Annotated in this window: 25 protein-coding genes and 1 pseudogene; 23 read left to right on the top strand and 3 right to left on the bottom strand. The window is 60.2% G+C overall.

Translation table 11 applies throughout. The annotated features are described in order from the left end of the window. Position 1 precedes the first annotated feature (1 nt). The 3 genes from ISN39_RS17890 to ISN39_RS17880 are packed head-to-tail and all read left to right on the top strand — an operon-like array spanning position 2 to position 1,383. A complete protein-coding gene (locus ISN39_RS17890; protein ID WP_074069922.1) occupies positions 2-295 on the top strand; it encodes a YciI-like protein in 294 nt (97 codons plus the stop codon). 3 nt (positions 296-298) lie between these two features. Continuing rightward, the gene (locus tag ISN39_RS17885; protein WP_039846363.1) at positions 299-730 is read left to right on the top strand and encodes an EVE domain-containing protein; all 432 of its coding nucleotides are present in this window, start codon (positions 299-301) and stop codon (positions 728-730) included. Positions 731-735: 5 nt separating this feature from the next. Continuing rightward, positions 736-1,383 carry a methyltransferase gene (locus ISN39_RS17880; RefSeq protein ID WP_194728380.1) on the top strand — a complete coding sequence of 216 codons (648 nt, stop codon included), beginning with the start codon at positions 736-738 and terminating at the stop codon, positions 1,381-1,383. Here ISN39_RS17880 and ISN39_RS17875 read toward each other — a convergent pair. Then, positions 1,373-1,858 (bottom strand): hypothetical protein, encoded by a 486-nt coding sequence (locus ISN39_RS17875; RefSeq protein WP_074069920.1) that lies wholly within the window; start codon positions 1,856-1,858, stop codon positions 1,373-1,375. The two genes, ISN39_RS17880 and ISN39_RS17875, sit on opposite strands and share 11 nt — an antisense overlap. A 312-nt stretch (positions 1,859-2,170) precedes the next feature. On the opposite strand from ISN39_RS17875, the gene sdhC reads away from it, so the two are divergent. From sdhC to lpdA, 17 genes and pseudogenes are all read left to right on the top strand, one after another. Beyond that, entirely contained in the window at positions 2,171-2,566 is a 396-nt protein-coding gene (gene sdhC / locus ISN39_RS17870) for a succinate dehydrogenase, cytochrome b556 subunit (protein WP_074069919.1), read from the top strand. A 10-nt stretch (positions 2,567-2,576) separates the two neighbouring features. Then, a complete protein-coding gene (gene sdhD / locus ISN39_RS17865; protein WP_074069918.1) occupies positions 2,577-2,957 on the top strand; it encodes a succinate dehydrogenase, hydrophobic membrane anchor protein in 381 nt (126 codons plus the stop codon). 7 nt (positions 2,958-2,964) lie between these two features. Continuing rightward, the gene (gene sdhA, locus ISN39_RS17860; protein ID WP_194728379.1) at positions 2,965-4,806 is read left to right on the top strand and encodes a succinate dehydrogenase flavoprotein subunit; all 1,842 of its coding nucleotides are present in this window, start codon (positions 2,965-2,967) and stop codon (positions 4,804-4,806) included. A gap of 2 nt (positions 4,807-4,808) precedes the next feature. Beyond that, a complete protein-coding gene (locus ISN39_RS17855; protein ID WP_194730249.1) occupies positions 4,809-5,051 on the top strand; it encodes a hypothetical protein in 243 nt (80 codons plus the stop codon). Between the two features lie 9 nt (positions 5,052-5,060). Next, positions 5,061-5,840 (top strand): succinate dehydrogenase iron-sulfur subunit, encoded by a 780-nt coding sequence (locus ISN39_RS17850; protein ID WP_074069915.1) that lies wholly within the window; start codon positions 5,061-5,063, stop codon positions 5,838-5,840. Between the two features lie 297 nt (positions 5,841-6,137). Continuing rightward, on the top strand, positions 6,138-6,644 hold the full coding sequence (locus tag ISN39_RS17845) for a protease inhibitor Inh/omp19 family protein (protein ID WP_074070458.1): 507 nt from the start codon (positions 6,138-6,140) through the stop codon (positions 6,642-6,644). Between the two features lie 48 nt (positions 6,645-6,692). Beyond that, positions 6,693-7,856, top strand: coding sequence for a cell division protein ZapE (gene zapE / locus ISN39_RS17840; RefSeq protein ID WP_194728378.1), 1,164 nt, complete (start codon positions 6,693-6,695; stop codon positions 7,854-7,856). A gap of 178 nt (positions 7,857-8,034) precedes the next feature. Beyond that, positions 8,035-8,997 carry a malate dehydrogenase gene (gene mdh / locus ISN39_RS17835; protein ID WP_022717411.1) on the top strand — a complete coding sequence of 321 codons (963 nt, stop codon included), beginning with the start codon at positions 8,035-8,037 and terminating at the stop codon, positions 8,995-8,997. A gap of 19 nt (positions 8,998-9,016) precedes the next feature. Continuing rightward, entirely contained in the window at positions 9,017-10,213 is a 1,197-nt protein-coding gene (gene sucC, locus ISN39_RS17830; RefSeq protein WP_074069913.1) for an ADP-forming succinate--CoA ligase subunit beta, read from the top strand. 3 nt (positions 10,214-10,216) lie between these two features. Further along, a complete protein-coding gene (gene sucD, locus ISN39_RS17825) occupies positions 10,217-11,122 on the top strand; it encodes a succinate--CoA ligase subunit alpha (protein ID WP_074069912.1) in 906 nt (301 codons plus the stop codon). Between the two features lie 168 nt (positions 11,123-11,290). Further along, positions 11,291-14,275 carry a 2-oxoglutarate dehydrogenase E1 component gene (locus ISN39_RS17820; RefSeq protein ID WP_074070457.1) on the top strand — a complete coding sequence of 995 codons (2,985 nt, stop codon included), beginning with the start codon at positions 11,291-11,293 and terminating at the stop codon, positions 14,273-14,275. Positions 14,276-14,287: 12 nt separating this feature from the next. Next, on the top strand, positions 14,288-14,605 hold the full coding sequence (locus tag ISN39_RS17815) for a YciI family protein (protein WP_022717415.1): 318 nt from the start codon (positions 14,288-14,290) through the stop codon (positions 14,603-14,605). 29 nt (positions 14,606-14,634) lie between these two features. Next, positions 14,635-15,897, top strand: a complete 1,263-nt coding sequence (gene odhB, locus ISN39_RS17810; RefSeq protein WP_194728377.1) for a 2-oxoglutarate dehydrogenase complex dihydrolipoyllysine-residue succinyltransferase — start codon at positions 14,635-14,637, stop codon at positions 15,895-15,897. 149 nt (positions 15,898-16,046) lie between these two features. Further along, positions 16,047-16,505 carry a hypothetical protein gene (locus ISN39_RS17805; protein WP_246763348.1) on the top strand — a complete coding sequence of 153 codons (459 nt, stop codon included), beginning with the start codon at positions 16,047-16,049 and terminating at the stop codon, positions 16,503-16,505. After that, on the top strand, positions 16,502-17,254 hold the full coding sequence (locus ISN39_RS17800) for an SDR family oxidoreductase (protein WP_194728376.1): 753 nt from the start codon (positions 16,502-16,504) through the stop codon (positions 17,252-17,254). The genes ISN39_RS17805 and ISN39_RS17800 overlap by 4 nt, the downstream gene beginning before the upstream one ends. 24 nt (positions 17,255-17,278) lie before the next feature. Next, positions 17,279-17,421 (top strand): annotated as a pseudogene (locus ISN39_RS17795) (LysE family translocator); the annotation flags it as partial. Positions 17,422-17,447: 26 nt separating this feature from the next. Continuing rightward, positions 17,448-18,854 (top strand): dihydrolipoyl dehydrogenase, encoded by a 1,407-nt coding sequence (lpdA, locus tag ISN39_RS17790; protein ID WP_194728375.1) that lies wholly within the window; start codon positions 17,448-17,450, stop codon positions 18,852-18,854. Positions 18,855-19,034: 180 nt separating this feature from the next. On the opposite strand, the gene ISN39_RS17785 is transcribed toward lpdA, so the two are convergent. Both ISN39_RS17785 and ISN39_RS17780 read right to left on the bottom strand, forming a co-directional pair. Beyond that, positions 19,035-20,111: a TraB/GumN family protein gene (locus ISN39_RS17785; protein ID WP_194728374.1), complete on the bottom strand. Its 1,077-nt coding sequence runs from the start codon at positions 20,109-20,111 to the stop codon at positions 19,035-19,037. 86 nt (positions 20,112-20,197) lie between these two features. Continuing rightward, complete coding sequence (locus ISN39_RS17780) at positions 20,198-21,133, bottom strand: tyrosine recombinase XerC (RefSeq protein WP_194728373.1); 936 nt, start codon at positions 21,131-21,133, stop codon at positions 20,198-20,200. A gap of 141 nt (positions 21,134-21,274) precedes the next feature. Here ISN39_RS17780 and ISN39_RS17775 point away from each other — a divergent pair, with 141 nt between their 5' ends. The 3 genes from ISN39_RS17775 (at position 21,275) to ISN39_RS17765 (ending at position 25,403) form a co-directional block, all read left to right on the top strand. Continuing rightward, a complete protein-coding gene (locus ISN39_RS17775) occupies positions 21,275-22,222 on the top strand; it encodes a 1-acyl-sn-glycerol-3-phosphate acyltransferase (protein WP_194728372.1) in 948 nt (315 codons plus the stop codon). 492 nt (positions 22,223-22,714) lie between these two features. Continuing rightward, on the top strand, positions 22,715-24,931 hold the full coding sequence (locus tag ISN39_RS17770; RefSeq protein WP_194728371.1) for a primosomal protein N': 2,217 nt from the start codon (positions 22,715-22,717) through the stop codon (positions 24,929-24,931). Between the two features lie 82 nt (positions 24,932-25,013). Beyond that, complete coding sequence (locus ISN39_RS17765) at positions 25,014-25,403, top strand: DUF4345 domain-containing protein (RefSeq protein WP_194728370.1); 390 nt, start codon at positions 25,014-25,016, stop codon at positions 25,401-25,403. Positions 25,404-25,495 lie beyond the last annotated feature (92 nt).

The raw sequence follows: 25,495 nt of genomic DNA, 5'->3' as shown, positions 1-25,495 counted from the left end.
CATGCTATTTGCCCTTCTCTGCAAGGACAAGCCGGGGCACCTCAACACACGCATGGAAACACGCGCGGCGCATTTGGAATATCTGAACAAGCTGAATGCCGAAGGCACGCTCAGCATGGCCGGACCGTTCCTCGACGGTGAAGGCAAGCCCTGCGGCAGCTTGGTCATGGTAAAGGCCGATACGGCGGAAGCCGCCAAGGCACTAGCCGATGCCGATCCCTATGCGAAGGCTGGTCTTTTCGAGAGTGTCGAGATCAAGTCCTTCAACTGGGTCTTCAACAATCCGGAGGCATAAGGGATGGCCCATTGGCTCTATAAATCCGAGCCTTCCTCCTGGTCTTGGGAGCAGCAGAAGGCCGCAGGCGAGAAAGGTACGGAGTGGACGGGGGTTCGCAATTATCTCGCCCGCAATAACATGCGCGCCATGCAGATCGGCGATAGAGGCTTCTTCTACCACTCGAATGACGGCCTGGAGATCGTCGGCATCGTCGAGGTCTGCGCATTGTCGCATCCGGATTCGACGGCGAAGGGCGACGATCGCTGGGATTGCGTCGACATCCGCGCCGTGCGCGATTTGCCCAAGCCCGTGACGCTGAAAGATGTCAAGGCGAATGAGAAACTTTCGAAGATGGCGCTGGTGACCTCGATGCGCCTTTCGGTCCAGCCGGTGACAGATGACGAGTGGCTCGAAGTCTGCCGCATGGGCGGCCTCGACAATCCGCCACGCTGACCGCATTGAAGACCGACCCGGAAATCTTCATCCGCGCCAATACGAAACTGATCACGCCGCCGCATGTGCCGGAGATCCGGTTGCATCTGGCGAACGAAGCTCATGAGCTTTGGCTTAAGACGGAGGAGGAGCTGGCGGAGATCGGCCTGCCGCCGCCGTTCTGGGCCTTTGCCTGGGCGGGTGGCCAGGGACTTGCGCGTTATATTCTCGATCATCCGGAAACGGTGCGAACTAAGCGCGTTTTCGATTTCGCAACAGGTTCGGGGATCGTCGCGATCGCGGCGAAGATGGCGGGTGCGGTGGCGGTAAAGGCGGCGGATATCGATCCATGGGCTGAAACGGCCGTGCGGCTCAATGCTGCTGCCAATGGGATCTCGGTTGATTTTAGCGGCGCCGATTTCGTCGGCAAGCCTGTCAATGCCGATATTGTCCTGGCGGGCGACGTGTTCTATGACCGCGTCTTTGCGGACGCCCTCGTTCCGTGGTTCGACCGGCTGGCCAGCGAAGGCAAGGAGGTTCTGGTCGGCGATCCGGGACGGGCCTATTTGCCAAAGGAGCGGCTAGAGTTTTGCGCCATCTACGAAGTGCCGGTAACGCGGGCGCTCGAAGATAGCGAGAACAAGAAGACGACGGTCTGGCGGTTCAAGGCCTGATGACGCAGACGCTGGCCTCGTAGCTGCAAGGATCGGCCTGCACGGCAACGTCGATCACTTTGGGCCCGGGTGCGAGCGACTCGGCCTGCGGCGCAGCGTAAAGTGCATAGCCGTCCGCACCGAAATAGGTGCCGCCTTCCGTTTCGTAAGCATAGGAGCCGGCGTAAGTGCCATTGTAATCATAGCGCAGTCGCTGTGGCGATCTGGCGATAGCGCTGCGGATGCGGTAGCCGTGCGATGACGGCGAGAAATGCTTGAGGCGAACATAACGGTTATGGCCGTGGCCATGGTGGCGATGATGGCGATGATGGCGATGATGACCGCCGAACCAGGGTTTGGCGCTGTTTGCCCACTTGGCGTTGTTTGCCCAATGGGTCACGCCACGATGATGCCCAGCACGCTCGCCCGCCGTGGCAGGAAGCGCAATCAGGGCACACAACACCAGCGCAAAGACTTTCGACAGACGCTGGAACATCAGACGCAACCTCCGGAAATCCGATCGTTAACAAATCGTTAACGCCAGCTTGCGTCAAAACTACCTATGTGTCCACTTGAGCGATGAAAAATCAGCATAAAATTTGATTCGAAAGGGCCAGTTTCGATTTCCGGCAACTTCCCGGTAACGCGAATCGATTAAATTAAAAACAGACAGCAATTGTGCTTGTCGTCGGGGGCTTCGGTGATTAAACGTCGCCGTTGATGCAATGCACACAGACAAATTTTGTCATTCCTGTGGTTGCCTCGAAATGCTCCGAAATCGGGGAGCGCAAGACGCCGCGAGGTTCTGATGGCGAATGTGACAAATAACCGGCCTCTGTCGCCGCATTTGCAAATTTATAAACTCATTCCGACCATGGTCATGTCGATCGTCCATCGTATCACAGGGGCTGCTCTTTATTTCGGCACGCTACTGATCGCCTGGTGGCTGATCGCGGCTGCGACCGGTCAGGCTTATTACGACTGGGTAAATTGGGTGCTCGGCAGCATCATCGGCAAGGCCGTCCTGCTTGGTTACACCTGGGCACTGCTTCACCACATGCTCGGCGGCCTGCGCCACCTGCTGTGGGATCTCGGCCATGGTTTCGAGAAGGAATTCTCCACCAAGCTCGCCATCGCCAACATCATCGGATCGCTCTGTCTTACCGTGCTGGTCTGGGTGATCGGCTTTATCATTCGCTTCTGAGGTCGCTCATATGGATATGCGTACCCCTCTGGGTAGAGTTCGCGGCCTTGGCTCGGCCAAGGAAGGCACTGAACACTTCTGGCGTCAGCGCCTGACGGCTGTCGCCAACCTCCCGCTCATCGTCTTCTTCGTCATCTTCATGATCGTTTATGCCGGCGCGCCTTATGTCGATGTCGTGCATGCGCTGTCGAACCCCTTCGTGGCAGTCATCATGGGACTGATGGTGATTTCAGGCATCATTCACATGCGTCTTGGCATGCAGGCCATCATTGAGGACTACGTGCACAGCGAAATCGGCAAGCTCGTATTGCTGATGCTGAACACGTTTTTCGCGATCGCGGTCGCAGGGCTCTGTCTCTTTGCCATTCTGAAAATTGCTTTCGTAGGATAACCGTATCATGGCACCGACTTCACCTGCTCAGAATGGGAAAGCCTACAAATATGTCGATCACTCCTATGACGTGATCGTTGTCGGCGCCGGCGGCGCCGGTCTTCGCGCAACGCTCGGCATGGCAGAACAGGGTTTCCGTACGGCCTGCATCACCAAAGTATTCCCGACCCGCTCGCACACGGTCGCGGCCCAGGGCGGCATCGCCGCCTCGCTGCAGAACATGACGCCGGACAGCTGGCAATGGCACCTCTACGACACGGTCAAGGGGTCCGACTGGCTCGGCGACGTCGATGCCATGCAGTATCTCGCCATGGAAGCGCCGAAGGCGGTTTATGAGCTCGAGCACTACGGCGTGCCCTTCTCGCGTAATGAGGAAGGCAAGATCTATCAGCGCCCATTCGGCGGCCATATGCAGAACTACGGCGAGGGCCCGCCGGTGCAGCGCACCTGCGCGGTTGCCGACCGCACCGGCCACGCCATCCTGCACACGCTTTACGGCCAGTCGCTGCGCTACAACGCCGAGTTCTTCGTCGAATATTTCGCGCTCGACCTCATCATGTCGGAAGACGGCAGCCGTTGTACCGGCGTTGTTGCCTGGTGCCTCGATGACGGCTCGATCCATCGCTTCGCGGCGAAAATGGTGGTGCTGGCGACCGGCGGCTACGGCCGTGCCTATTTCTCCGCGACCTCCGCCCATACCTGCACCGGCGACGGCGGCGGCATGGTGGCGCGCGCGGGGCTTCCGCTGCAGGACATGGAGTTTGTGCAGTTCCATCCCACCGGGATCTACGGCTCCGGCTGTCTGATTACCGAAGGCGCGCGCGGGGAGGGCGGCTATCTCGTCAATTCCGAGGGTGAGCGCTTCATGGAACGCTACGCGCCCTCGGCCAAGGATCTTGCCTCGCGCGACGTGGTTTCGCGCTGCATGACGTTGGAAATCCGCGAAGGCCGCGGCGTCGGCAGGAACAAGGATCATATCTTCCTCCATCTAGACCATCTCGACCCGGCTGTTTTGCATGAACGCCTGCCGGGCATTTCCGAGAGCGCGAAGATTTTTGCCGGCGTCGATGTGACGCGCGAGCCGATCCCGGTTCTACCGACCGTCCATTACAACATGGGCGGCATTCCGACGAACTATTGGGGTGAGGTGCTCAACGCCGATAGCGCCAATCCGGAACGCGTGATCCCCGGGTTGATGGCCGTCGGCGAAGCGGGCTGTGCTTCGGTGCATGGCGCGAACCGCCTCGGCTCGAACTCACTGATCGACCTCGTCGTTTTCGGCCGTGCTGCGGCAATCCGTGCCAGCGAGGTCATTGACCGCGCTGCGCCGACCCCGCATCTGAACATAGCTGCCTGTGACAAGATCATGGATCGCTTCGATGATCTTCGCCACGCCAGTGGCACAACGCCGACGGCGCATCTGCGCGAGAAGATGCAGCGCGCCATGCAGGAAGACGCCGCCGTGTTCCGCACCCAGGAGTCGCTGGAATCCGGCTGCAGGCGCATTTCCGCGATCTGGCAGGAAATGTCGGACATCAAGGTCACCGACCGTTCGATGATCTGGAATTCCGATCTCGTTGAGACGCTCGAGCTGCAAAACCTGATGGCGAATGCGATCACAACGATCTACGGCGCTGAGGCGCGCAAGGAAAGCCGTGGTTCGCATGCCCGCGAGGATTACACCGAAGGCGCATACGCCGGCCGCGACGACGTCAACTGGCGCAAGCACACGCTGGCCTGGGTCAGCAATGCCGGCGAGGTCAAGCTCGACTACCGTCCGGTTCACACCGAGCTCATCTCTGAAGGCATCGATCCCAACAAGATCGCGCCGAAGGCTCGTGTGTATTGACGATGGGAAAGTACCTCGGATTAGCTTCGTTCATTGCCGCGGTGCGGGCCGTCTCGCCCGTCATGGCGGCGGAGCGCTACAAATTGCGTGCTCCCGGCGGCTTGGCTGCCGCGGTCAACAACGAGGTCGGTGTGTGGAAGACAGCGAATGGCGCGCAGGGTGCTCGCTCGTCGCTCGCAGCCGGCAACGCTGCTTTCGGTGGTTGTAGGGGTTGCGTGAAAACGGAACCCCTGTCGGCAAACTAGGATTTTATCATGGTTGAACTCGCTCTCCCCAAGAACTCTCAGATGCGCGAAGGCAAGGTCTGGCCGAAGCCGGCGGGTGCGAAGAACACCCGTGAATTTCGCGTCTACCGCTGGAGCCCGGATGACGACCAGAACCCGTCGATCGACACCTTCTATATCGATGTCGACGACTGTGGCCCGATGGTTCTCGACGGCCTGCTCTACATCAAGAACAAGATCGATCCGACGTTGACGCTGCGCCGTTCCTGTCGCGAAGGCATCTGCGGTTCCTGCGCGATGAATATCGACGGCACGAACACGCTTGCCTGCACCAAGGGCATGGATGACATCAAGGGCACGGTTAAAATCTATCCACTGCCGCATTTGCCGGTGGTGAAGGATCTCGTTCCGGACCTGACGAATTTCTATGCGCAGCACCGCTCGATCGAACCCTGGCTGAAGACCGTATCTCCAGCACCTGCCAAGGAATGGAAACAGAGCCACGAGGATCGCCAGAAGCTCGACGGCCTCTACGAGTGCATTCTCTGCGCCTGCTGCTCGACCTCCTGTCCGAGCTACTGGTGGAACGGCGACCGCTATCTCGGTCCGGCCGTCCTGCTGCAGGCCTATCGCTGGCTGATCGACTCCAGAGACGAGGCGACCGGCGAGCGTCTTGACGACCTCGAAGATCCTTTCCGGCTTTACCGCTGCCACACGATCATGAACTGCGCGCAGACCTGCCCTAAGGGTCTCAATCCGGCAAAGGCCATTGCCGAGATCAAGAAGATGATGGTTGAGCGCCGGGTCTGATAGCCGATGCTCGCCAAATGCCCGGCGCTGACAGAGGCTGCGCCGGGTTCTTGCGAATTTTTGCTGGGATCGGTCTGAATCCGGCGAAGGATTGTGCAGATCATCACCTTGCTGACAAATTCTATCTGCAGGAAGTACTCCGACAGGCAAGTTGAACTGCTCCATTTCTGGCATAAGCATTGTCGCGAGCAATTTATGGCTGTGCCGACTTGATTAACCAAAGTGAAATACGCTAATTCGAAAATCAGTCTGATGACCAATTCTGTGCGGCAAGAGCGGACAATCGGGAGCATGATGATGCAATTGCGATATGCGATGACGGGTGTGGCGGTTGTTCTGTCATTGGCGGGCTGCCAGCGCACGGCATATGACAATGCGAGTTACAGCTCGCCGGCACCGCTAACCGCGCAGCCTGTTCCTTCCGTCCAGGGCGGGCAGCTTCCACCACCGGCAGGCGCCTCGCAGTTTCCCGCCGCTCCGACGGCCGCGCCTGCGGTTCCGGGCCAGCCGGGTGCCATGGCGGCCAATGCGCTTGACGTCTCCAAGGAATCCATGGTCGGCAGCTGGCGCGTCAACGGCAGGTGCGACATGTTCCTGACGCTGACCAATCTCGGCAGCGGCTCACGCGGCGGCACGCGCGGCTGCGCCGGCGAGCTGACGGCGATGGGCTCCTGGGAAGTCTCCGGCAAGCAGGTTCTTCTCAAGGATCGCAGCGGCAACCAGATCGGCAGCGTCTACAAGACCGCCGACAACAGCTTCAGCGGCCAGACGAGCACCGGTCAACCGATCACCCTCAGCCGGTAAAACAACCGGCGGCCACCCCGCCGACGACGCGTAGGCGGACTCCTCCTCATGCAGCCTATCCCCGACTACACTTCGAGCGTCAGCGAACACTTGAAATCGCTGACGGCCTCCGGCGCTCTCCAGATCGATTCAGCGCAGATGGATGTGGCAAAAAGCCTCGATCGGGTGCTTTTTGAACTGAAGCGCCGCCGCCCGGCTGCTAAATCCAGCTCGCTCGGCTGGCTCTTCGCTTCGAAGAAAAAGGCGAGCGAAGGCATCAAGGGACTCTATATTCACGGCAGCGTCGGGCGCGGCAAGACGATGCTGATGGATATCTTCTACCGCATGGCGCCCTGTTCGAAGAAACGCCGTGCGCACTTCCACGAGTTCATGGCCGATGTCCACAACCGCATCGCCGCGCACCGGCTCAAGCTGAAGAACGGTGAGATAAAGCAGGCCGATCCCGTGCCGCCCGTGGCGGCCGCACTTTACCAGGAGGCCGAACTCCTGTGTTTCGATGAGTTTACGGTGACGGACATCGCTGATGCGATGATCCTGTCGCGGCTGTTCTCCGAGCTTTTTGCGCGTGGCTGCGTGCTCATCGCGACCTCGAATGTCGAGCCCGACAATCTCTACAAGGACGGCCTCAATCGCGGTCTCTTCCTGCCTTTCATCGGTCTCCTCAGGAACAATGTCGAGGTCGTGACGCTCGACTCCCCGACGGATTACCGGATGGAGAAGCTGAACAGCCAGCCGGTCTATCTGACGCCGATCGATGAGCGGACGGATATGGCCATGGACGCGTCCTGGGCGCAGGCGCTGGATGGGCGCAAGGCGCAGCCTTTCGATATCCCGATGAAAGGTCGGTCGATCCATGTGCCACTCGCAGTCGATCGCATGGCGCGCTTTTCCTTTGCCGATCTTTGCGAGAAGCCGCTCGGTGCTGCTGATTTTCTCGCAATCGCCAAGCGTTTCGATACGATCTTTGTCGATCGCATCCCGATGCTCGGTCCGGACAAGCGGAACCAGGCGAAGCGTTTCATTATTCTTGTCGACACGCTCTACGACCACGGCGTTCGCCTTCATGCGTCGGCTGCGGCAATGCCGGAAGATTTGCTGATCGAACGGCGCGGGACGGAAGGCTTCGAATTCGATCGTACCGCATCGCGCCTTTTTGAGATGCGCAGCGCGGAATATCTTGCGATGCACCATAAAAAGCACGCCGCGGAGTAACAGTTTCGCAACAAAATATCTTACGTTTACGTAAGATATTTTGTATCTAAACGATTGAAATTGCTGATCCAAAAATAACACGTTGCCATTTTTGGGCTTTAGGGCTATGCGATTGCGTCATTGGACGACGCCCTGGACGCGGCGCCCGACTGATTTTGATCGCAAAGGAAACAGCGAAATGGCGCGTAACAAGATCGCACTTATCGGTTCTGGCATGATTGGTGGCACGCTGGCGCATCTCGCCGGCCTGAAAGAGCTCGGCGACATCGTCCTCTTCGACATCGCCGACGGCATTCCACAGGGCAAGGGCCTCGATATCGCCCAGTCGTCCCCGGTCGAAGGCTTCGATGCCAATCTGACGGGTGCCAGCGACTATTCTGCGATCGAAGGCGCAGACGTCTGCATCGTCACCGCCGGCGTTCCGCGCAAGCCGGGCATGAGCCGCGACGACCTTCTCGGCATCAACCTCAAGGTCATGGAGCAGGTCGGCGCCGGCATCAAGAAATATGCCCCGAACGCTTTCGTCATCTGCATCACCAATCCGCTCGACGCCATGGTTTGGGCGCTGCAGAAGTTTTCCGGCCTTCCGGCCAACAAGGTGGTCGGCATGGCGGGCGTTCTCGATAGCTCGCGCTTTCGCCTCTTCCTTGCCAAGGAATTCAACGTTTCCGTTCAGGACGTCACTGCTTTCGTTCTCGGCGGCCACGGCGACACGATGGTGCCGCTTGCTCGCTACTCCACCGTTGCCGGCATTCCGCTCACCGACCTCATCACCATGGGTTGGGTCACCAAGGAACGGCTCGAGGAAATCATCCAGCGCACCCGTGACGGCGGCGCCGAAATCGTCGGCCTCCTGAAGACCGGTTCGGCCTACTACGCTCCGGCAGCCTCGGCAATCGAGATGGCCGAGGCCTACCTCAAGGACAAGAAGCGCGTTTTGCCCTGCGCGGCGCATCTCTCCGGCCAGTACGGCGTCAAGGACATGTATGTCGGCGTTCCGACAGTGATCGGTGCCGGCGGCGTCGAGCGCGTCATCGAGATCGACCTCAACAAGGCCGAGAAGGAAGCCTTCGACAAGTCGGTCGGCGCTGTCGCCGGCCTGTGCGAAGCCTGCATCAACATCGCGCCCGCGCTGAAGTAATCAAAACAGGAATAAACCCATGAACATTCATGAATATCAGGCCAAGGCTCTGCTGAAGAGCTATGGCGCACCGGTCGCTGAAGGTGTGGCCATCTTCAAGGCCGACGAAGCCGAGGCTGCGGCAAAAGAATTGCCGGGTCCGCTCTACGTCGTGAAAAGCCAGATACACGCCGGCGGCCGCGGCAAGGGTAAATTCAAGGAACTCTCGCCGGAAGCCAAAGGTGGCGTTCGCCTTGCGAAGTCGATCGACGAAGTCGTCGCCAATGCCAAGGAAATGCTCGGCAATACGCTGGTCACCAAGCAGACCGGCCCGGCCGGCAAGCAGGTCAACCGCCTCTACATCGAAGACGGTGCCGATATCGAGCGCGAACTCTATCTCTCAATTCTCGTCGACCGTTCCGTCGGCCAGGTTGCCTTCGTCGTTTCGACGGAAGGCGGCATGGACATCGAGACCGTTGCACACGACACGCCCGAGAAGATTATCACCGTCGCTATCGACCCCGCAAAGGGCGTAACGGCTGAAGACAGCAAGAAGCTTGCGGATGCGCTGAATCTCCAAGGCGAAGCTCGCAAGGATGGCGACACGCTGTTCCCGATCCTCTACAAGGCTTTCGTCGAAAAGGACATGAGCCTGCTCGAAGTCAATCCGCTGATCGTCATGAAGAACGGTCGCCTGCGCGTCCTCGACGCCAAGGTATCCTTCGACGGCAATGCGCTCTTCCGTCACGAAGACATCGTCGCTCTGCGCGACAAAACGGAAGAAGACGAGAAGGAAATCGAAGCCTCCAAATATGACCTTGCCTACGTTGCCCTCGACGGCAATATCGGCTGCATGGTCAATGGTGCGGGCCTTGCCATGGCGACCATGGACATCATCAAGCTCTACGGCGCCGAGCCTGCGAACTTCCTCGATGTCGGCGGCGGTGCGTCGAAGGAAAAGGTCACCGCGGCTTTCAAGATCATCACCGCCGATCCGGCCGTGAAGGGCATCCTGGTCAATATCTTCGGCGGCATCATGCGCTGCGACGTCATCGCCGAAGGCGTGATCGCGGCGGTGAAGGAAGTAGGCCTCCAGGTGCCGCTCGTCGTCCGTCTCGAAGGCACCAATGTAGAACTCGGCAAGAAAATCATACGAGAGAGCGGGCTGAACGTGATCCCTGCCGACGATCTTGACGACGCGGCGAAGAAGATCGTCGCTGCTGTGAAAGGGAACTAAGGCATGTCCATTCTCGTCAATAAAGACACCAAGGTCCTGGTCCAGGGGCTGACCGGCAAGACCGGCACTTTCCACACCGAGCAGGCGCTTGCCTATTACGGCACCAAGATGGTCGGCGGCATCCATCCGAAGAAGGGTGGCGAGACCTGGGGGTCGCTCGAAGGCGAAGCACATCTGCCGATCTTCGCCTCCGTTGCCGAGGGCAAGGAAAGGACCGGTGCCGACGCATCGGTGATCTATGTGCCGCCGGCCGGCGCCGCCGAGGCGATCATCGAGGCGATCGAGGCGGAAATTTCGCTCATCATCTGCATCACGGAAGGCATTCCGGTCGAGGACATGGTCAAGGTCAAGTCCAAGCTCGACAAGTCGAAGTCGCGCCTAATCGGTCCGAACTGCCCGGGTGTTTTGACGCCTGAGGAATGCAAGATCGGCATCATGCCGGGCTCCATCTTCAAAAAGGGTTCGGTCGGCGTTCTCTCGCGCTCCGGCACGCTGACCTATGAAGCCGTCTTCCAGACCTCGAATGAAGGTCTCGGCCAAACGACGGCAGTCGGCATCGGCGGCGACCCGGTCAAGGGCACCGAGTTCATCGACGTACTCGAGATGTTCCTTGCCGACGACGAAACTAAGTCGATCATCATGATCGGCGAAATCGGCGGATCGGCTGAAGAAGACGCGGCTCAGTTCCTCAAGGACGAAGCCAAGCGTGGACGCAAGAAGCCGATGGTCGGCTTCATCGCCGGGCGAACGGCACCTCCGGGCCGCACCATGGGCCATGCCGGCGCCGTGATTTCCGGCGGCAAGGGCGGCGCGGAAGACAAGATCGCGGCTATGGAAGCGGCCGGCATCACGGTGTCGCCGTCTCCGGCTCGTCTCGGCAAGACGTTGGTTGAAGTCCTCAAGGGCTAAGCCAACTTATATATCCGGGCGGAAGAAAGCACCTGCGCTTCCGCCCGGCCCCAGGTTTTCGACAGCAGGTGTGCCGCGGACAGGCGGCAAATTCGAATGCGGCAGCCGGGTAGAGCCGGCAAATTCATCAAAAGTCAGGAGGCGGGCGGAAAGCGTCCGCGTAAAACCATGGCACGGCAAGAAGCCAACGAGCAGTTTCAGATCACTTCGTTTCTGGATGGCGCCAATGCTGCCTATATCGAGCAGCTCTATGCGCGCTACGAAGAGGATCCATCATCGGTCGACGATCAGTGGCGGACTTTCTTCAAGGCGCTGGAAGACGATCCGAACGATGTGAAGAAGGCGGCCAAGGGCGCTTCCTGGCGCAAGAAGAATTGGCCGATTCAGGCCGGCGGCGATCTTGTATCTGCGCTCGACGGTGATTGGGGCGCGGTCGAGAAGGTCATCGAAACCAAGGTGAAGGCAAAGGCCGAAGCTGCCGGCAAGCCGACCGACGGCGCTGACATCCTCCAGGCGACGCGCGATTCCGTGCGTGCCATCATGATGATCCGTGCCTATCGCATGCGCGGCCATCTGCATGCCAAGCTCGATCCGCTAGGCATCGCAGCACCGGTCGAAGACTACAAGGAACTGTCGCCGGAAGCGTACGGCTTCAGCGCGGCCGACTACGATCGCAAGATCTTCATCGACAACGTGCTCGGTCTCGAATACGCGACCATTCCGCAGATGATCGAGATCCTCGAGCGAACCTATTGCTCGACTCTCGGCGTCGAGTTCATGCACATGTCCAATCCGGAAGAGAAGGCCTGGGTTCAGGAACGCATCGAAGGGCCGGACAAGGGCGTTGCGTTCACGCCGGAAGGCAAGAAGGCGATCCTTGCCAAGCTCGTCGAAGCGGAAGGCTATGAGCAGTTCCTCGACGTCAAGTTCAAGGGCACCAAGCGCTTCGGCCTCGATGGCGGTGAATCACTGATCCCGGCTCTTGAGCAGATCCTGAAGCGTGGCGGCCACCTCGGCCTGAAGGAAGCCGTGTTCGGCATGGCGCATCGCGGCCGCTTGAACGTGCTCAGCCAAGTCATGGGAAAGCCGCATCGCGCCATCTTCCATGAGTTCAAGGGTGGTTCCTATGCGCCCGACGAGGTCGAAGGTTCAGGCGACGTGAAGTACCATCTCGGTGCATCTTCCGACCGCGAATTCGACGGCAACAAGGTTCACGTTTCGCTGACGGCAAACCCTTCGCACCTTGAAATCGTCGACCCCGTCGTCATGGGCAAGGCGCGCGCCAAGCAGGACATGAGTGCTACCGTCTGGGAAGGCGATGTCATTCCGCTCTCCGAGCGCGCCAAGATTCTGCCGTTGCTGATCCACGGCGATGCGGCTTTCGCGGGCCAGGGCGTCATCGCTGAAATTCTCGGCCTTTCGGGTCTTCGCGGCCACCGTGTCGCCGGCACGATGCATGTCATCATCAACAACCAGATCGGCTTTACGACGAACCCGGCCTTCTCCCGTTCGTCGCCCTATCCGTCCGACGTTGCGAAGATGATCGAGGCCCCGATCTTCCACGTCAATGGCGACGATCCGGAAGCTGTGGTCTACGCCGCGAAAATCGCGACCGAGTTCCGCATGAAGTTCCACAAGCCGGTCGTGATAGACATGTTCTGCTACCGCCGCTACGGCCACAACGAAGGCGACGAACCGTCCTTCACCCAGCCGAAGATGTACAAGGTCATCCGTGGCCACAAGACGGTGTTCCAGCTTTACGCCGAGCGTCTTGTTGCGCAAGGCCTGCTGACCGAAGGCGAAGTCGAGAAGATGAAGGCCGACTGGCGCGCTCATCTCGAGCAGGAGTTCGAGGCCGGGCAGTCCTACAAGCCGAACAAGGCCGACTGGCTGGACGGCGAATGGTCTGGTCTGCGCACGGCCGACAACGCCGATGAGCAGCGCCGTGGCAAGACGGCCGTGCCGATGAAACAATTGAAGGAGATCGGCCGCAAGCTCTCGGAAGTGCCGGCGGGCTTCAACGCGCACCGCACGATCCAGCGCTTCATGGAAAACCGGGCCAACATGATCCAGACGGGCGAAGGCATCGACTGGGCAATGGGCGAGGCGCTCGCTTTTGGCGCACTCTGCCTCGAAGGCCATAAGATCCGCCTTTCGGGTCAGGATTGCGAACGCGGCACTTTCTCGCAGCGCCATTCGGTCCTTTACGATCAGGAGACCGAAGCGCGTTATATCCCGCTCGCCAACCTGTCGCCGACGCAGGCCCGCTACGAGGTCATCAACTCGATGCTCTCCGAAGAGGCCGTTCTCGGCTTCGAATACGGCTATTCGCTGGCGCGCCCGAACGCGCTCACGCTCTGGGAAGCGCAGTTCGGCGATTTCGCAAACGGTGCGCAGGTCGTCTTCGACCAGTTCATTTCGTCGGGCGAACGCAAGTGGCTGCGCATGTCGGGTCTCGTCTGCCTGCTGCCGCATGGTTACGAAGGTCAGGGTCCGGAACACTCTTCGGCGCGCCTGGAACGCTTCCTGCAGCTTTGTGCGGAAGACAACATGCAGGTTGCCAACGTCACGACCCCGGCGAACAACTTCCATATCCTGCGCCGTCAGTTGAAGCGCGACTTCCGCAAGCCGCTGATCCTGATGACGCCGAAGTCGTTGCTGCGCCACAAGCGGGCGGTTTCGAGCCTCGCAGAGATGGCCGGCGAATCCTCTTTCCACCGCCTTCTGTGGGATGATGCAGAGGTCATCAAGGACGGACCGATCAAGCTGCAGAAAGACAACAAGATCCGCCGCGTCGTCATGTGCTCCGGCAAGGTTTATTATGATCTTCTGGAGGAGCGCGAAAAGCGCGGTATCGACGATGTCTATCTGCTGCGCGTCGAACAGCTCTACCCGTTCCCGGCCAAGGCGCTCATCAACGAGCTCTCCCGCTTCCGCAATGCCGAAATGGTCTGGTGCCAGGAAGAGCCGAAGAACATGGGCGCATGGTCGTTCATCGATCCGTATCTCGAGTGGGTTCTTGCCCATATCGATGCGAAGTATCAGCGCGTCCGCTACACCGGACGTCCGGCTGCCGCTTCGCCGGCAACGGGCCTGATGTCCAAGCATCTGTCGCAGCTCGCTGCATTCCTTGAGGATGCGCTGGGCGGCTGAGGAGTTGGGGCGATGGCATATTTCTTCTTGAGACTTGTGCCGCCTCGTTCCCGCTTTCCGAACGACGCGACCGGGGAGGAAATGGCTGCGATGGAACGGCATGCCGAATATTGGCGCCACAACGCAGAAGCGGGATCGGCAATTGCTGTCGGCCCCGTCTTCGAGGGCGAAGGCGCCTGGGGTATGGCGGTCGTTTCAGTCGAGGATCGGGAGGCCGCAAAGGCGCTCGCCGATGCCGATCCGATCGTCCGCTCCAGTTTCGGTTTCCACTTCGAAATTTTACCAATGCCCTCGATCATTCTCCGGCCGTCTGCTGCCGGAAACGAATAAACGAAAACAAGCAAATCAGGATTTGAACAATGGCCACAGAAATCCGCGTTCCAACTCTCGGTGAATCCGTCAGCGAGGCAACCGTCGGCACCTGGTTCAAGAAGGTTGGCGACGCCATCAAGGCCGATGAGCCGATTCTCGAGCTTGAAACCGACAAGGTGACCATCGAAGTCCCGGCACCGAGCTCCGGCACGCTGTCCGAAATCGTTGCCCAGGCCGGCGAAACCGTGGGCCTCGGCGCTCTGCTCGGCCAGATCGCCGCAGGCGCTGCAGCCCCGGCTGCCGCTCCCGCCAAGGCCGCCGAGCCGGCCGTCGCTGCTCCCGCCCAGGCAACGCCTGCTGCTCCGGCGGCTGCCGCTGCGGCACCGGTTGCTTCCGCCCCGGCCCCGGCTTCCACCATGCCGGCGGCGCCGGCTGCCGCCAAGATGCTCGCTGAGAACAATCTCTCGGCCGATCAAGTCGAAGGCAGTGGCAAGCGCGGCCAGGTGCTGAAGGGCGATGTGATCGCTGCCGTCGCCAAGGGTCTTTCCGCCCCGGCTGCTGCGCCTGCCGCTCCCGCTGCAGTTCGTGGCCCCTCGACGGTCGAGGACGCCGGCCGCGAGGAGCGCGTGAAGATGACGCGCCTGCGCCAGACGATTGCCAAGCGCCTCAAGGATGCGCAGAACACCGCAGCCATGCTCACCACGTACAACGAGGTGGACATGAAGGCAGTCATGGATCTGCGCGCCAAGTACAAAGACGTCTTCGAAAAGAAGCATGGCGTGAAGCTCGGCTTCATGGGCTTCTTCACCAAGGCTGTGACGCACGCCCTGAAGGAACTGCCGGCCGTCAACGCCGAGATCGATGGCACCGACATCATCTACAAGAACTACTGCCACATCGGCATGGCTGTCGGCACAGACAAGGGCCTGGTCGTTCCGATCATCCGCGATGCCGACCAGATGTCGATCGCCGAGATCGAGAAAGACCTTGGCCGTCTTGCCAAGGCCGCGCGCGACGGCACGCTCTCGATGGCCGACATGCAGGGCGGCACCTTCACGATCACCAATGGCGGCGTCTATGGCTCGCTGATGTCCTCGCCGATCCTCAATGCGCCGCAGTCGGGCATTCTCGGCATGCACAAGATCCAGGAGCGTCCGGTCGTTGTCGGCGGCCAGATCGTCATCCGTCCGATGATGTATCTGGCACTCTCCTACGATCACCGCATCGTCGACGGTAAGGAGGCCGTGACCTTCCTCGTCCGCGTCAAGGAAAGCCTGGAAGATCCGGAGCGTCTGGTTCTCGATCTCTAAGAGAATGATGGGACCGCGCGAGCGGCCCTGTCTTTCGCGGCAAGGAGTGCCTTATGGCGCGTGGAGTTCCGGCAGCGGACGGCAGTTCGCTCCTAATCGTTAGGCTGAAATTGGCGGCTGCCTTGGCGGCGCCACTTTTCCTGTGCGCAATGACGGGAGCTGCGCTTTCGGCCGAGTGCAAGCAATCTGATGCCGTCTATGCCGATCGCGACGGCGCTTATGAACTCCGCTTTTCGCCGCTCGGTTCCGAAGCCGCTGCGGCAAGCAATCAGTTCAAGATCAATGTCTTGAAGACCTCGATCGTTCTGGACGGATATGTGATGCCGTCGGAGGATCCCGATCGTGCTATCGGCATCGTCATGTTCAAGTGCCCGGATGGTGATGTGACGGGTGCGGATCTCGATGCCTGCACGATCTGGCAAGGGCCGTTCTACAGCGTCCGTGCCGCGGGCGAACTGGATAATCTTCAGGCTGAGGCGCAGGGCGCTGCTGACAGGATCGTGCTACCTGGTCTCGGTCCGGCGATCCGCGAGTCCTCGATTTGGGGCGAAGGCAAGGCGACGGTCGCGCCCTGGGATGTCCTGACATTCAAGGAATGCGCGAAATGAGTGATGTGCCTGTTCTGCTCGTGACCGGCGCAAGCCGCGGCATCGGTGCTGCCGTCTCAAGGCTTGCTGCCAAGCAAGGCTGGCGGGTTGCCGTGAATTATGTCTCGAATAGGGCAGCCGCGGATGCCGTCATTGAAGCGATCGCGGCGGACGGCGGCGAGGCGATTGCCGTCAAAGGCGATGTCGGCAACGCCGCTGAAATCACCTTGATGTTCGAAACCGTTGATCGCCATTTCGGGCGGCTTGACGGGCTGGTGAACAATGCCGGTATCATCGATACGGCTCAGCGCGTCGACGAAATGAGCGTCGAGCGCATCGAGCGGATGATGCGCGTCAATGTCACCGGCTCCATTCTCTGCGCGGCGGAGGCCGTTCGCCGCATGTCGAGCAAGCATGGTGGCAAGGGCGGAGCGATCGTCAACGTCTCGTCGATGGCGGCGATCATCGGATCGCCGTCGCAATATGTGGATTACGCCGCTTCGAAGGCGGCGATCGATACCTTCACGATCGGGCTCGCCCGCGAAGTCGCTGCGGATGGCATCCGGGTGAATGCGATCCGCCCGGGAATTATCGACACCGATATTCACGCCTCCGGCGGACTGCCAGACCGTGCGCGCGACATGGCGCCGAGCATTCCGATGCAGCGGCCGGGAACGGCAGAAGAGGTGGCCGATGCCGTCCTCTATCTTCTTTCTCCTGCGGCCTCCTATGTCACCGGTGCAATCCTCAACGTCAGCGGTGGGCGGTAGGTCGCAAAGGGTAAACGATGCAAATTCTTCGCCGGCGTCTCGATCTTCTTCACCGTCAAGCCCGTCACGACCGCTTCATTGCCAGCGGCAAATGGTTCAACCGCATCACCGGCGCCGCATTGGTCGGCTTCGGCTTCCGCCTCGCACTCACCCGCGCGGCCGACTAAACGATTAAAGCAAAGGAAACGAAACAATGTCCTATGATGTGATCATTATCGGAACCGGCCCCGGCGGCTATGTCGCCGCGATCAAGGCGGCCCAGCTCGGCCTCAAGGTTGCGGTCGTCGAAAAAAGCGCGACCTTCGGCGGCACCTGCCTTAATGTCGGATGCATTCCCTCCAAGGCGTTGCTGCATGCTTCCGAAATGTTCCATCATGCCGGTCACGGCATGGATGCGCTCGGCATCGAAATACCGGCTCCGAAGCTTAATCTCGAAAAGATGCTGGCGCACAAGGATGCGACGGTGAAGTCGAATGTCGACGGCGTCGCCTTCCTCTTCAAGAAGAACAAAATCGATGCCTTCCAAGGCACCGGCAAGATCGTTTCCGCCGGGAAAGTTTCGGTGACCGCCGACGACGGCAAGATCCAGGAGATCGAAGGCAAGAACATCGTGATAGCCACAGGCTCCGATGTTGCCGGCATCCCAGGCGTTCAAGTCGAGTTCGATGAAAAGGTAATCATCTCCTCGACCGGCGGTATTGCGCTGGAGAAAGTGCCGGAAACGATGATCGTCGTCGGTGGCGGCGTCATCGGTCTCGAACTGGGCTCTGTCTGGTCGCGCCTCGGTGCGAAGGTGACCGTCGTCGAATATCTCGACACGATCCTCGGCGGCATGGATGGCGATGTAGCCAAGCAGTTCCAGCGCATGCTCGCCAAGCAGGGCATCGAATTCAACCTCGGCGCCAAGGTCGTCGGCGTCGAGAAGGGCGGCACGGGTGCCAAGGTGACGTTCGAACCGGTCAAGGGCGGCGACAAGGTGACGCTCGAAGCGGAAGTCGTTCTCATCGCCACGGGCCGCTTGCCCTATACGGCAGGCCTCGGCCTTGAAGAGGCGGGTGTCAAGCTCGACAATCGCGGCCGCGTCGAGATCGACGGCCATTTCAAGACCAATGTCGCCGGCATTTATGCAATCGGCGACGTCGTGAAGGGTCCTATGTTGGCGCACAAGGCGGAAGACGAAGGCGCGGCGCTTGCCGAAATCCTTGCCGGCCACGCCGGTCATGTGAATTACGACGTCATCCCGAGCGTCGTCTACACACAGCCGGAAGTCGCTTCCGTCGGCAAGACCGAGGAAGAACTGAAGGCTGCAGGCATCGCCTATAAGGCTGGCAAGTTCCCGTTTACGGCAAATGGCCGCGCTCGCGCGATGCTCGCGACAGACGGCTTCGTAAAGATCCTGTCGGACAAGGCAACGGACCGCGTTCTCGGCGGTCATATCGTCGGCTTCGGTGCCGGCGAGATGATCCACGAGATTGCCGTTCTCATGGAATTCGGCGGTTCTGCCGAGGATCTCGGCCGCACCTGCCATGCGCATCCGACAATGTCGGAAGCAGTGAAGGAAGCGGCACTCGCTGCCTTCTTCAAGCCGATCCATATGTAAATCCCGAAGACCGAAGCTCAGACGCCGCGGTTCGCAAGGACCGCGGCTTTTTTAATGGGCTTTAGCCAAATGCCTTCACCTTACTGGTCTGAAGCGCGATTAAGTCATGGCTTCGGTCCCGCGAGCACGGGCAACCGGATAAAACTGAAATGAAGGAATACCCGCGCTTTGCGCGTAGCTTCAATTCACTTGCGTGACGGTGAAACCCTGTTTGCGCAGAAGTTCGATGACTCCGCCATCGCCCGGCAGATGTAGGGCGCCGACAGCCATGAAGACATTACCACTGGCGAGAATCGGAGCTGCGCGCTCGGCCATTATTTTGTTGCGGTCGAGGATGATGCGCTGCTCGAAGCTGGCGTAATCGCTCTCCTCGTCCTTGCCGTCCGGCGAAACTGTTTTCAGCATCGGTATTGTCATGCCGATGTCGCCGGAGAGATAGAGATCGGTCATCGTTTCCACGACGTCGTTCATCTTGGAGCCGAGCTCCAGGGTCTCGATCAGTGACTTCAGATGGAATTCGACCGGAAGTTCGGCCATTGCCTGCAGTTGTTCGGCAAGCGTTTCGAGCCCGCGCACCTGCTTGCCTTCGGCGGCTGCGTCGGCTGCGATCTTCTGATCGAGGAAGGGGATACCCTTGGCCTTGCGGGAAATCTCGCAGGCGGGGAGCGCGACGGCGCTCGCAATCATCCAAGGGCGCATGCGCGAAACGGCGGAGAGCGGAATGCCGCGTCGCTGGAGGCCCGCACCGAGTCGGGCGTAATCCTCGCGCGACAGGAGTTTTTCGATCGTCGTCCCATCGGTGAACATGGTGAGATCCGGCCGGGTGAGGAGAGCGGCGGCCGCCTTTTTTTCGCTCAGGATCTCATCGGATTCGATGACGATCGTATCGGCGCCATCACGAGCGGCCTGGGCGTAGAGCGGCAGGTTCAGCACGCGCGGATCCGTAACATGCATGCTGCCAAGCAGCCACGAGGTCTTCAGGCCGGGCTTTTCGATCTTCCAGAAAATGCCTTTGCCGTTCGGCGTCGCATCCGCTTCCTTGACGACCTCTGCATAGCGGGCAGGATCGTTCTGCTGAAGCTCGGTCATCAGGTTCTTGCCGGTGCAGGTATCGTCGGCAGCCTGCGCCGAAGACACCGCAAGGAGCACGGCGAGAAGCGCGGCGGCAAGCAGCATATGGAAGGCTGCAATCAGCCCGAGCAACATATTGCCCGGTGTCGCAACGCGCAGACTACGGTGGCCGACGGTGATCGTCATGATGATGTTCCGGTCACAATGTATGAGAACTCATGCTCTACGCCTCGCATGCGCATATTGCCTTAAGAGAATGCGTTAACAAAAGATTACGCCCTCGGATGGGCACGATCGTAAACTTCCAGCAAACGCGATGAATCGACGCCGGTATAGACCTGGGTCGTGGACAGGCTTGCGTGACCGAGCAGTTCCTGGATCGTCCTCAGATCGCCGCCGCCAGCCAGCAGATGGGTTGCAAAAGAATGCCGCAGCGCATGCGGTGTTGCCGTTTCCGGCAATCCGAAGGCGCTGCGCATCCGCTGCATCGTGCGCTGGATGATCCCAGCCTGGAGCTTGCCGCCGCGAGCGCCGCGGAAGAGCGGTTCTCCTTTCTCCAGATGGTACGGGCAGAGAGAGCGGTATTTCTCAACGGCTTCAAGAACAACGGGCAGCAGCGGAACCAGGCGCGTCTTGTTGCCCTTGCCGGTGATGCGCAGTGTCGTGGCGCCTGCATGCAAGCTGTCCGCAGTCAGGTCAAGTGCCTCGGCAATGCGCAGACCGCAGCCATAGAGGAGCGTGAAAACGGCGGCGTCGCGCGCAGCGATCCATGGTTCCTCGTGAAGCTGTGCCTCGTCGCTGGCGACATTGATCGCCTGCTTGTCGGAGAGTGGTTTCGGCAGCGATTTCGGCTGTTTCGGTGAGCGAACGGCTCCTGCTCCGGCGGCGTTCACCAAACCTTTTTTTTCCAGATATCGCAGCAGCGACCGAAGACCGGCGAGATTGCGGCCAAGCGATCGCGCCCCGGAACCTTCTTTCCGGCGGGCAGCCAGGAAGCCGCGGAAATCGGCCGGGCGAAGAGATTCAATGTCCTTCAACGTCGCCGGGCCGCCGATATGGCCGGTCAGGAAGGTGAGGAACTGGCGGCTATCACGCTCGTAGGCGTCGAGCGTGTGTTCGGAAAAGCGCCGCTCGCGCTCGAGATTTTCAAGCCAGGCGCTGCGTTCCGCCATCAGGCGCGGGTCGGCGATAATCAAAAGTTCGTTCACTGGCGCGGGCCTTGATTTTGTTCTTGCCTTTGCCAAGTTTGAAGGAGGGACCGTTAGGGAATTGCTAATATCGGCCAAGCTCTTGTCATGCTTCCATCATAATAGGTTGCGATAGCTGTTCCGAACGAAACAGGACTTTGCATGGCACGGCGCCAATCCACGACGGCTTTCGGACAGCTCGCGGAAGCGATCGCTCTGGTTTCCCACGGCAACCCCGGACACATCGTTGATACTCTGATCGCCGAGCGCGGCCAGCGCATCGTCCGAAACCCGCTTTGGCCGGTGATGCGGCCCTTTCTCTATGCGCTTTTGCGCTATAACAAGGCGCTTCAGTTCGCCAACGACGTAGCGAACATGCCGGGCTTTCAGTGCTTCGAATATATGAGCAACCTGCTGACGCTGGACATCGCGGTTAGAAATGCCGAGCGTATCCCTGCTTCCGGCGGCTTCATACTCGTCAGCAATCATCCGACCGGCATTGCCGATGGTGTTGCAGTTTTCGACCTCCTGAAGAACCGCCGCCCGGACATGATGTTCTTTGCCAACCGGGACGCGGTGCGCGTCAATCCGCGCTTTGCGGAAATGGTGATCCCTGTGGAATGGCGGGACGAATACAAGACCAAACTCAAGACCCGTGAGACGCTGCAGCTTACGAACCACGCCGTGAAGCAAGGAAAGGCAACTGTATTGTTTCCCTCGGGCCGCATCGCCTATTGGGCGAACGGCCGGCTGAATGAAAGGCCGTGGAAAAACTCTGCGGTCGGCCTTGCCCGCAAATACAATCTGCCGATCTTGCCAGTGCACATGACCGCGCGCAACTCCGGTCTTTTCTACTGGTTTGCAAAGTGGTCGACCGAACTGCGCGACATGACGGTGTTTCACGAACTTCTCAACAAGCGCGGCGATCGTTTTGATTTCATCATCGGCAATCTCGTTCCGGTGGGGCATCTGGACGGCGACATAAACGAAGTGACCAAGGCGCTTGAAAAACACACGCTACATGATCTGCGTGCGGACAGCGATGCACGGTTCCTGCCGCTTATGCAGCCGCCCGCGCCGGAGATAGTGGCGGCCCATTCATTTCGTTGAGCGGACAGGTTAAAGCGAGGCATGCTGCTCCGCTCGATGTTTGCCCAGAAGGAAAGGTCGCTGCGATCGATCCGCATGGATCTTTCGGGCATCAATCTTTTCGTCGGCGAAAACGGCGCGGGAAAAGGCACGCTCCGGCGCGCTATCGATGGCTGGCGCTCCGACCGATCGTCGCCCTGCGCACGCCATGTCTGGCGGTCACGGCACCGATGCTCGACGAGGACGGAAGCAATCTGGCGGCTGTTTTGGCATCATTGGTGCATAGGGGAGGATACCGTCGATCTCGACCGCGCGATTGCTTCCGCACTTGGCGCTGCCAGGCCGATTGTGCCGGAGAGCTTCTTGCCGCCGCGGCCGAGGAGTGATGCGGCGTGCGGCAGGACGGCTCACATGGATCGAGGGGATGCGGTTGACCGGCGTCATCGATGAGGACGAGCAGGCGATGTTCTCGCAGGTTTTCTTTTTGCTTTATTGCGGGCATGGTCACGGCCGATGAGCACAGATTCTTCCGATCTCTTTGGCGCGTTACTCGAGGCACCAGCCGGAACCCGCACGGTTCCGGTTCTCGTGCCCATGCCTGCACCGAAACCCTATTCCTATTCCGTGCCGGATGGCATGGCGGCCGAGCCTGGTTCGGTCGTGCAGGTGCCGCTCGGCCCCAGACAGGTGATCGGCGTTGTCTGGGACGGCGGTGAAGATGGCGTCGATCCGAAGAAGCTTAGACCGATCACGCATGTTTTCGATTGCCCGCCGCTTTCCAAGGAAATGCGGGAGTTCATCGACTGGGTGGCTGCGTACACGCTGTCGCCGCCCGGTCTTGTTGCCCGCATGGCGCTTCGTGCACCGAATGCCTTCGAACCGGAGCCGATGGTGGAAGGATTGCGCTTCGTCGGCGGCGAACCGGAGCGGATGACGCCTGCGCGTGCCCGAGTGCTCGATACGGCATCGGACGGTATCTCGTGGACACGGACCGGACTTGCACATGCCGCCGGTGTTTCCACGAGCGTTGTCGATGGCCTCATCAGCCAAGGGCTTTTCGAGACAGTTTTCCTGCCTCCGCCTCCGGTCGTGGCAAAACCCGATCCGGACTTTGCCTCGTCGCGGCTGCAGGGGCCGCAGAAGGATGCCGCCGAAGAGATTTTGAGCGAAGTCACAAAAGGTGGGTTTGCCGTTTCGCTGATCGATGGCGTGACGGGATCTGGCAAGACCGAGGTCTATTTCGAGGCGATCGCCGACACGCTTCGCCGCGGCAAGCAGGTGCTGATCCTCCTGCCGGAAATCGCGCTCACCGCAAGTTTCCTAGAGCGCTTCCAGGACCGGTTCGGCGCAAAGCCGGCCGAATGGCATTCCGATCTCGCGCCGCGCATGCGCGAGAAAGTCTGGCGGCAGGCGGTGACCGGCGAGGTTCGCGTGGTTGCCGGTGCCCGGTCGGCATTGTTTCTGCCGTTCGAAGACCTGGGGCTCATCGTCATCGATGAGGAGCATGATCCTGCCTACAAGCAGGAAGACCGCGTCTATTACAATGCCCGCGACATGGCAGTCGTGCGCGGTCGCATCGGCAATTTCCCGGTTGTTCTCGTGTCGGCGACGCCTTCCGTCGAAAGCCAGGTGAACGGTCAGAACGGACGCTACAGCACCATCCATCTGCCGACACGCTACGGCGACGCGGCGTTGCCCGATCTGCATCTCGTCGATATGCGGCGGCACGCGCCGAAAAGGGAAGGTTTTCTCTCGCCGGTCTTGATCCGGGCGATCGGCAAGACGGTCGAAAAGGGCGAGCAGGCGCTGCTCTTCCTCAATCGCCGCGGCTACGCACCGCTGACGCTCTGCCGTGTCTGCGGCCACCGCTTCCAGTGCCCGCAATGTTCGAGCTGGCTCGTCGAGCACCGTTTCCGCAGCCAGCTGCAGTGCCATCAATGCGGCCATACGGAGCGGACGCCGGAGGCTTGTCCGGAATGCGGAACGCTCGATCACCTCGTCGCCTGTGGGCCGGGGGTCGAGCGCATCGCGGAAGAAGTTGAGCGTCATTTCCCCGACGCGCGGACCATCGTGTTATCCTCGGACATCATGGGCGGCGTCAAACGCCTGCGGCTGGAACTCGAGGCGATCGCCAAGGGCGAAGCGGATATCGTCATCGGCACGCAGCTCGTCGCCAAGGGGCATAACTTTCCGTTGATGACACTGGTCGGCATCGTCGATGCGGATCTCGGTCTCGCCAACGGCGATCCGCGCGCGGCGGAAAGAACATTCCAGCTTCTTTCACAGGTGACGGGCCGGGCGGGGCGAACGGGTCTGAAGAGCCATGGGCTGCTGCAGACGTACCAGCCGCAGCATCCCGTCATGCAGGCGATCGTTTCAGGCGACGCGAGCGCGTTTTATGAGCGGGAAATCGCCGAGCGCGAGAGGGCAAGTTTGCCGCCTTTCGGACGCCTCGCGTCGATTATCGTCTCGGCCGAAACGCGCCATGACGCGGAAAACCATGCCCGCGGCATGCGGAGCGCGGCGCCGCAGGTTTCCGGCATTTCCGTGCTCGGCCCCGCCGAAGCACCGCTGGCGCTGGTGCGCGGCCGCTACCGTTTCCGGCTCCTCGTACACGGGCGGCGGAGTTCCGACATGCAGGCATTTCTGCGCAGTATGCTTGCGCAGGCGCCGAAAGAGCGTGGCTCGGTGCACGTGCAGCTCGATATCGACCCGCAAAGCTTCCTGTAGATCGGCGATTGACCGCCGTTTTCCACCCGGTGCAATCATGCCATAAGGGGCAAGCATTCGCAGCGTGATTTGGGGTTGATCCATGGAATTTTATTTTCCCGAGACCTTTGGCGAGCAGCTCGCATTCTGCTCGGCGGCGTTCACCGCTCTTGCGGGTCTCGTCATCATGTTCGCGCCCGGATATGCGATGCAGCTTTTCGGCCTTCAGCCGCGTGGAGAGCGCCGGGATGGTTTCGCCGAGCAACGCTCCGTCGGCGGTTTCTATCTCGGATTTGGACTGGCGGCGATCATGCTGGCGCAGGATTTCATCTACATGGCGCTTGGGGCGGCATTTGCAATGGCGGCTTTCGCCCGGATCGTTTCGCTCCTTTCCGATAAGGGGAGCACGATTCTCAACTATTTACTTCTGGTTGTGCAGGCCGTTCTAGCGGCACTCCCGCTCGCCTATTCCTTGGGCTTCTTCGCAACCTAGATTACAGCGCCGCGAGCCGCTCGCTCGCCGGGGTTTGCGCCATTTCACGATTTTGCCGATAGAAAAGCATTCGAAAGGCATATTCGGGCATT

Source organism: Rhizobium sp. 007, from assembly GCF_015353075.1.
Taxonomy (GTDB): domain Bacteria; phylum Pseudomonadota; class Alphaproteobacteria; order Rhizobiales; family Rhizobiaceae; genus Rhizobium.
The sequence above is the reverse complement of the archived record's forward strand: the minus strand, read 5'-3'. Positions and strand labels throughout refer to the sequence as shown.

Bases quoted from the DNA above. Each gene is read 5' to 3' on its own strand.
- ISN39_RS17890 (WP_074069922.1), top strand. From the start codon at position 2: ATGCTATTTGCCCTTCTCTGCAAGGACAAGCCGGGGCACCTCAACACA.
- ISN39_RS17885 (WP_039846363.1), top strand. From the start codon at position 299: ATGGCCCATTGGCTCTATAAATCCGAGCCTTCCTCCTGGTCTTGGGAG.
- ISN39_RS17875 (WP_074069920.1), bottom strand. From the start codon at position 1,858: ATGTTCCAGCGTCTGTCGAAAGTCTTTGCGCTGGTGTTGTGTGCCCTG.
- sdhC (WP_074069919.1), top strand. From the start codon at position 2,171: ATGGCGAATGTGACAAATAACCGGCCTCTGTCGCCGCATTTGCAAATT.
- sdhD (WP_074069918.1), top strand. From the start codon at position 2,577: ATGGATATGCGTACCCCTCTGGGTAGAGTTCGCGGCCTTGGCTCGGCC.
- sdhA (WP_194728379.1), top strand. From the start codon at position 2,965: ATGGCACCGACTTCACCTGCTCAGAATGGGAAAGCCTACAAATATGTC.
- ISN39_RS17855 (WP_194730249.1), top strand. From the start codon at position 4,809: ATGGGAAAGTACCTCGGATTAGCTTCGTTCATTGCCGCGGTGCGGGCC.
- ISN39_RS17850 (WP_074069915.1), top strand. From the start codon at position 5,061: ATGGTTGAACTCGCTCTCCCCAAGAACTCTCAGATGCGCGAAGGCAAG.
- ISN39_RS17845 (WP_074070458.1), top strand. From the start codon at position 6,138: ATGCAATTGCGATATGCGATGACGGGTGTGGCGGTTGTTCTGTCATTG.
- zapE (WP_194728378.1), top strand. From the start codon at position 6,693: ATGCAGCCTATCCCCGACTACACTTCGAGCGTCAGCGAACACTTGAAA.
- mdh (WP_022717411.1), top strand. From the start codon at position 8,035: ATGGCGCGTAACAAGATCGCACTTATCGGTTCTGGCATGATTGGTGGC.
- sucC (WP_074069913.1), top strand. From the start codon at position 9,017: ATGAACATTCATGAATATCAGGCCAAGGCTCTGCTGAAGAGCTATGGC.
- sucD (WP_074069912.1), top strand. From the start codon at position 10,217: ATGTCCATTCTCGTCAATAAAGACACCAAGGTCCTGGTCCAGGGGCTG.
- ISN39_RS17820 (WP_074070457.1), top strand. From the start codon at position 11,291: ATGGCACGGCAAGAAGCCAACGAGCAGTTTCAGATCACTTCGTTTCTG.
- ISN39_RS17815 (WP_022717415.1), top strand. From the start codon at position 14,288: ATGGCATATTTCTTCTTGAGACTTGTGCCGCCTCGTTCCCGCTTTCCG.
- odhB (WP_194728377.1), top strand. From the start codon at position 14,635: ATGGCCACAGAAATCCGCGTTCCAACTCTCGGTGAATCCGTCAGCGAG.
- ISN39_RS17805 (WP_246763348.1), top strand. From the start codon at position 16,047: ATGACGGGAGCTGCGCTTTCGGCCGAGTGCAAGCAATCTGATGCCGTC.
- ISN39_RS17800 (WP_194728376.1), top strand. From the start codon at position 16,502: ATGAGTGATGTGCCTGTTCTGCTCGTGACCGGCGCAAGCCGCGGCATC.
- lpdA (WP_194728375.1), top strand. From the start codon at position 17,448: ATGTCCTATGATGTGATCATTATCGGAACCGGCCCCGGCGGCTATGTC.
- ISN39_RS17785 (WP_194728374.1), bottom strand. From the start codon at position 20,111: ATGACGATCACCGTCGGCCACCGTAGTCTGCGCGTTGCGACACCGGGC.
- ISN39_RS17775 (WP_194728372.1), top strand. From the start codon at position 21,275: ATGGCACGGCGCCAATCCACGACGGCTTTCGGACAGCTCGCGGAAGCG.
- ISN39_RS17770 (WP_194728371.1), top strand. From the start codon at position 22,715: ATGAGCACAGATTCTTCCGATCTCTTTGGCGCGTTACTCGAGGCACCA.
- ISN39_RS17765 (WP_194728370.1), top strand. From the start codon at position 25,014: ATGGAATTTTATTTTCCCGAGACCTTTGGCGAGCAGCTCGCATTCTGC.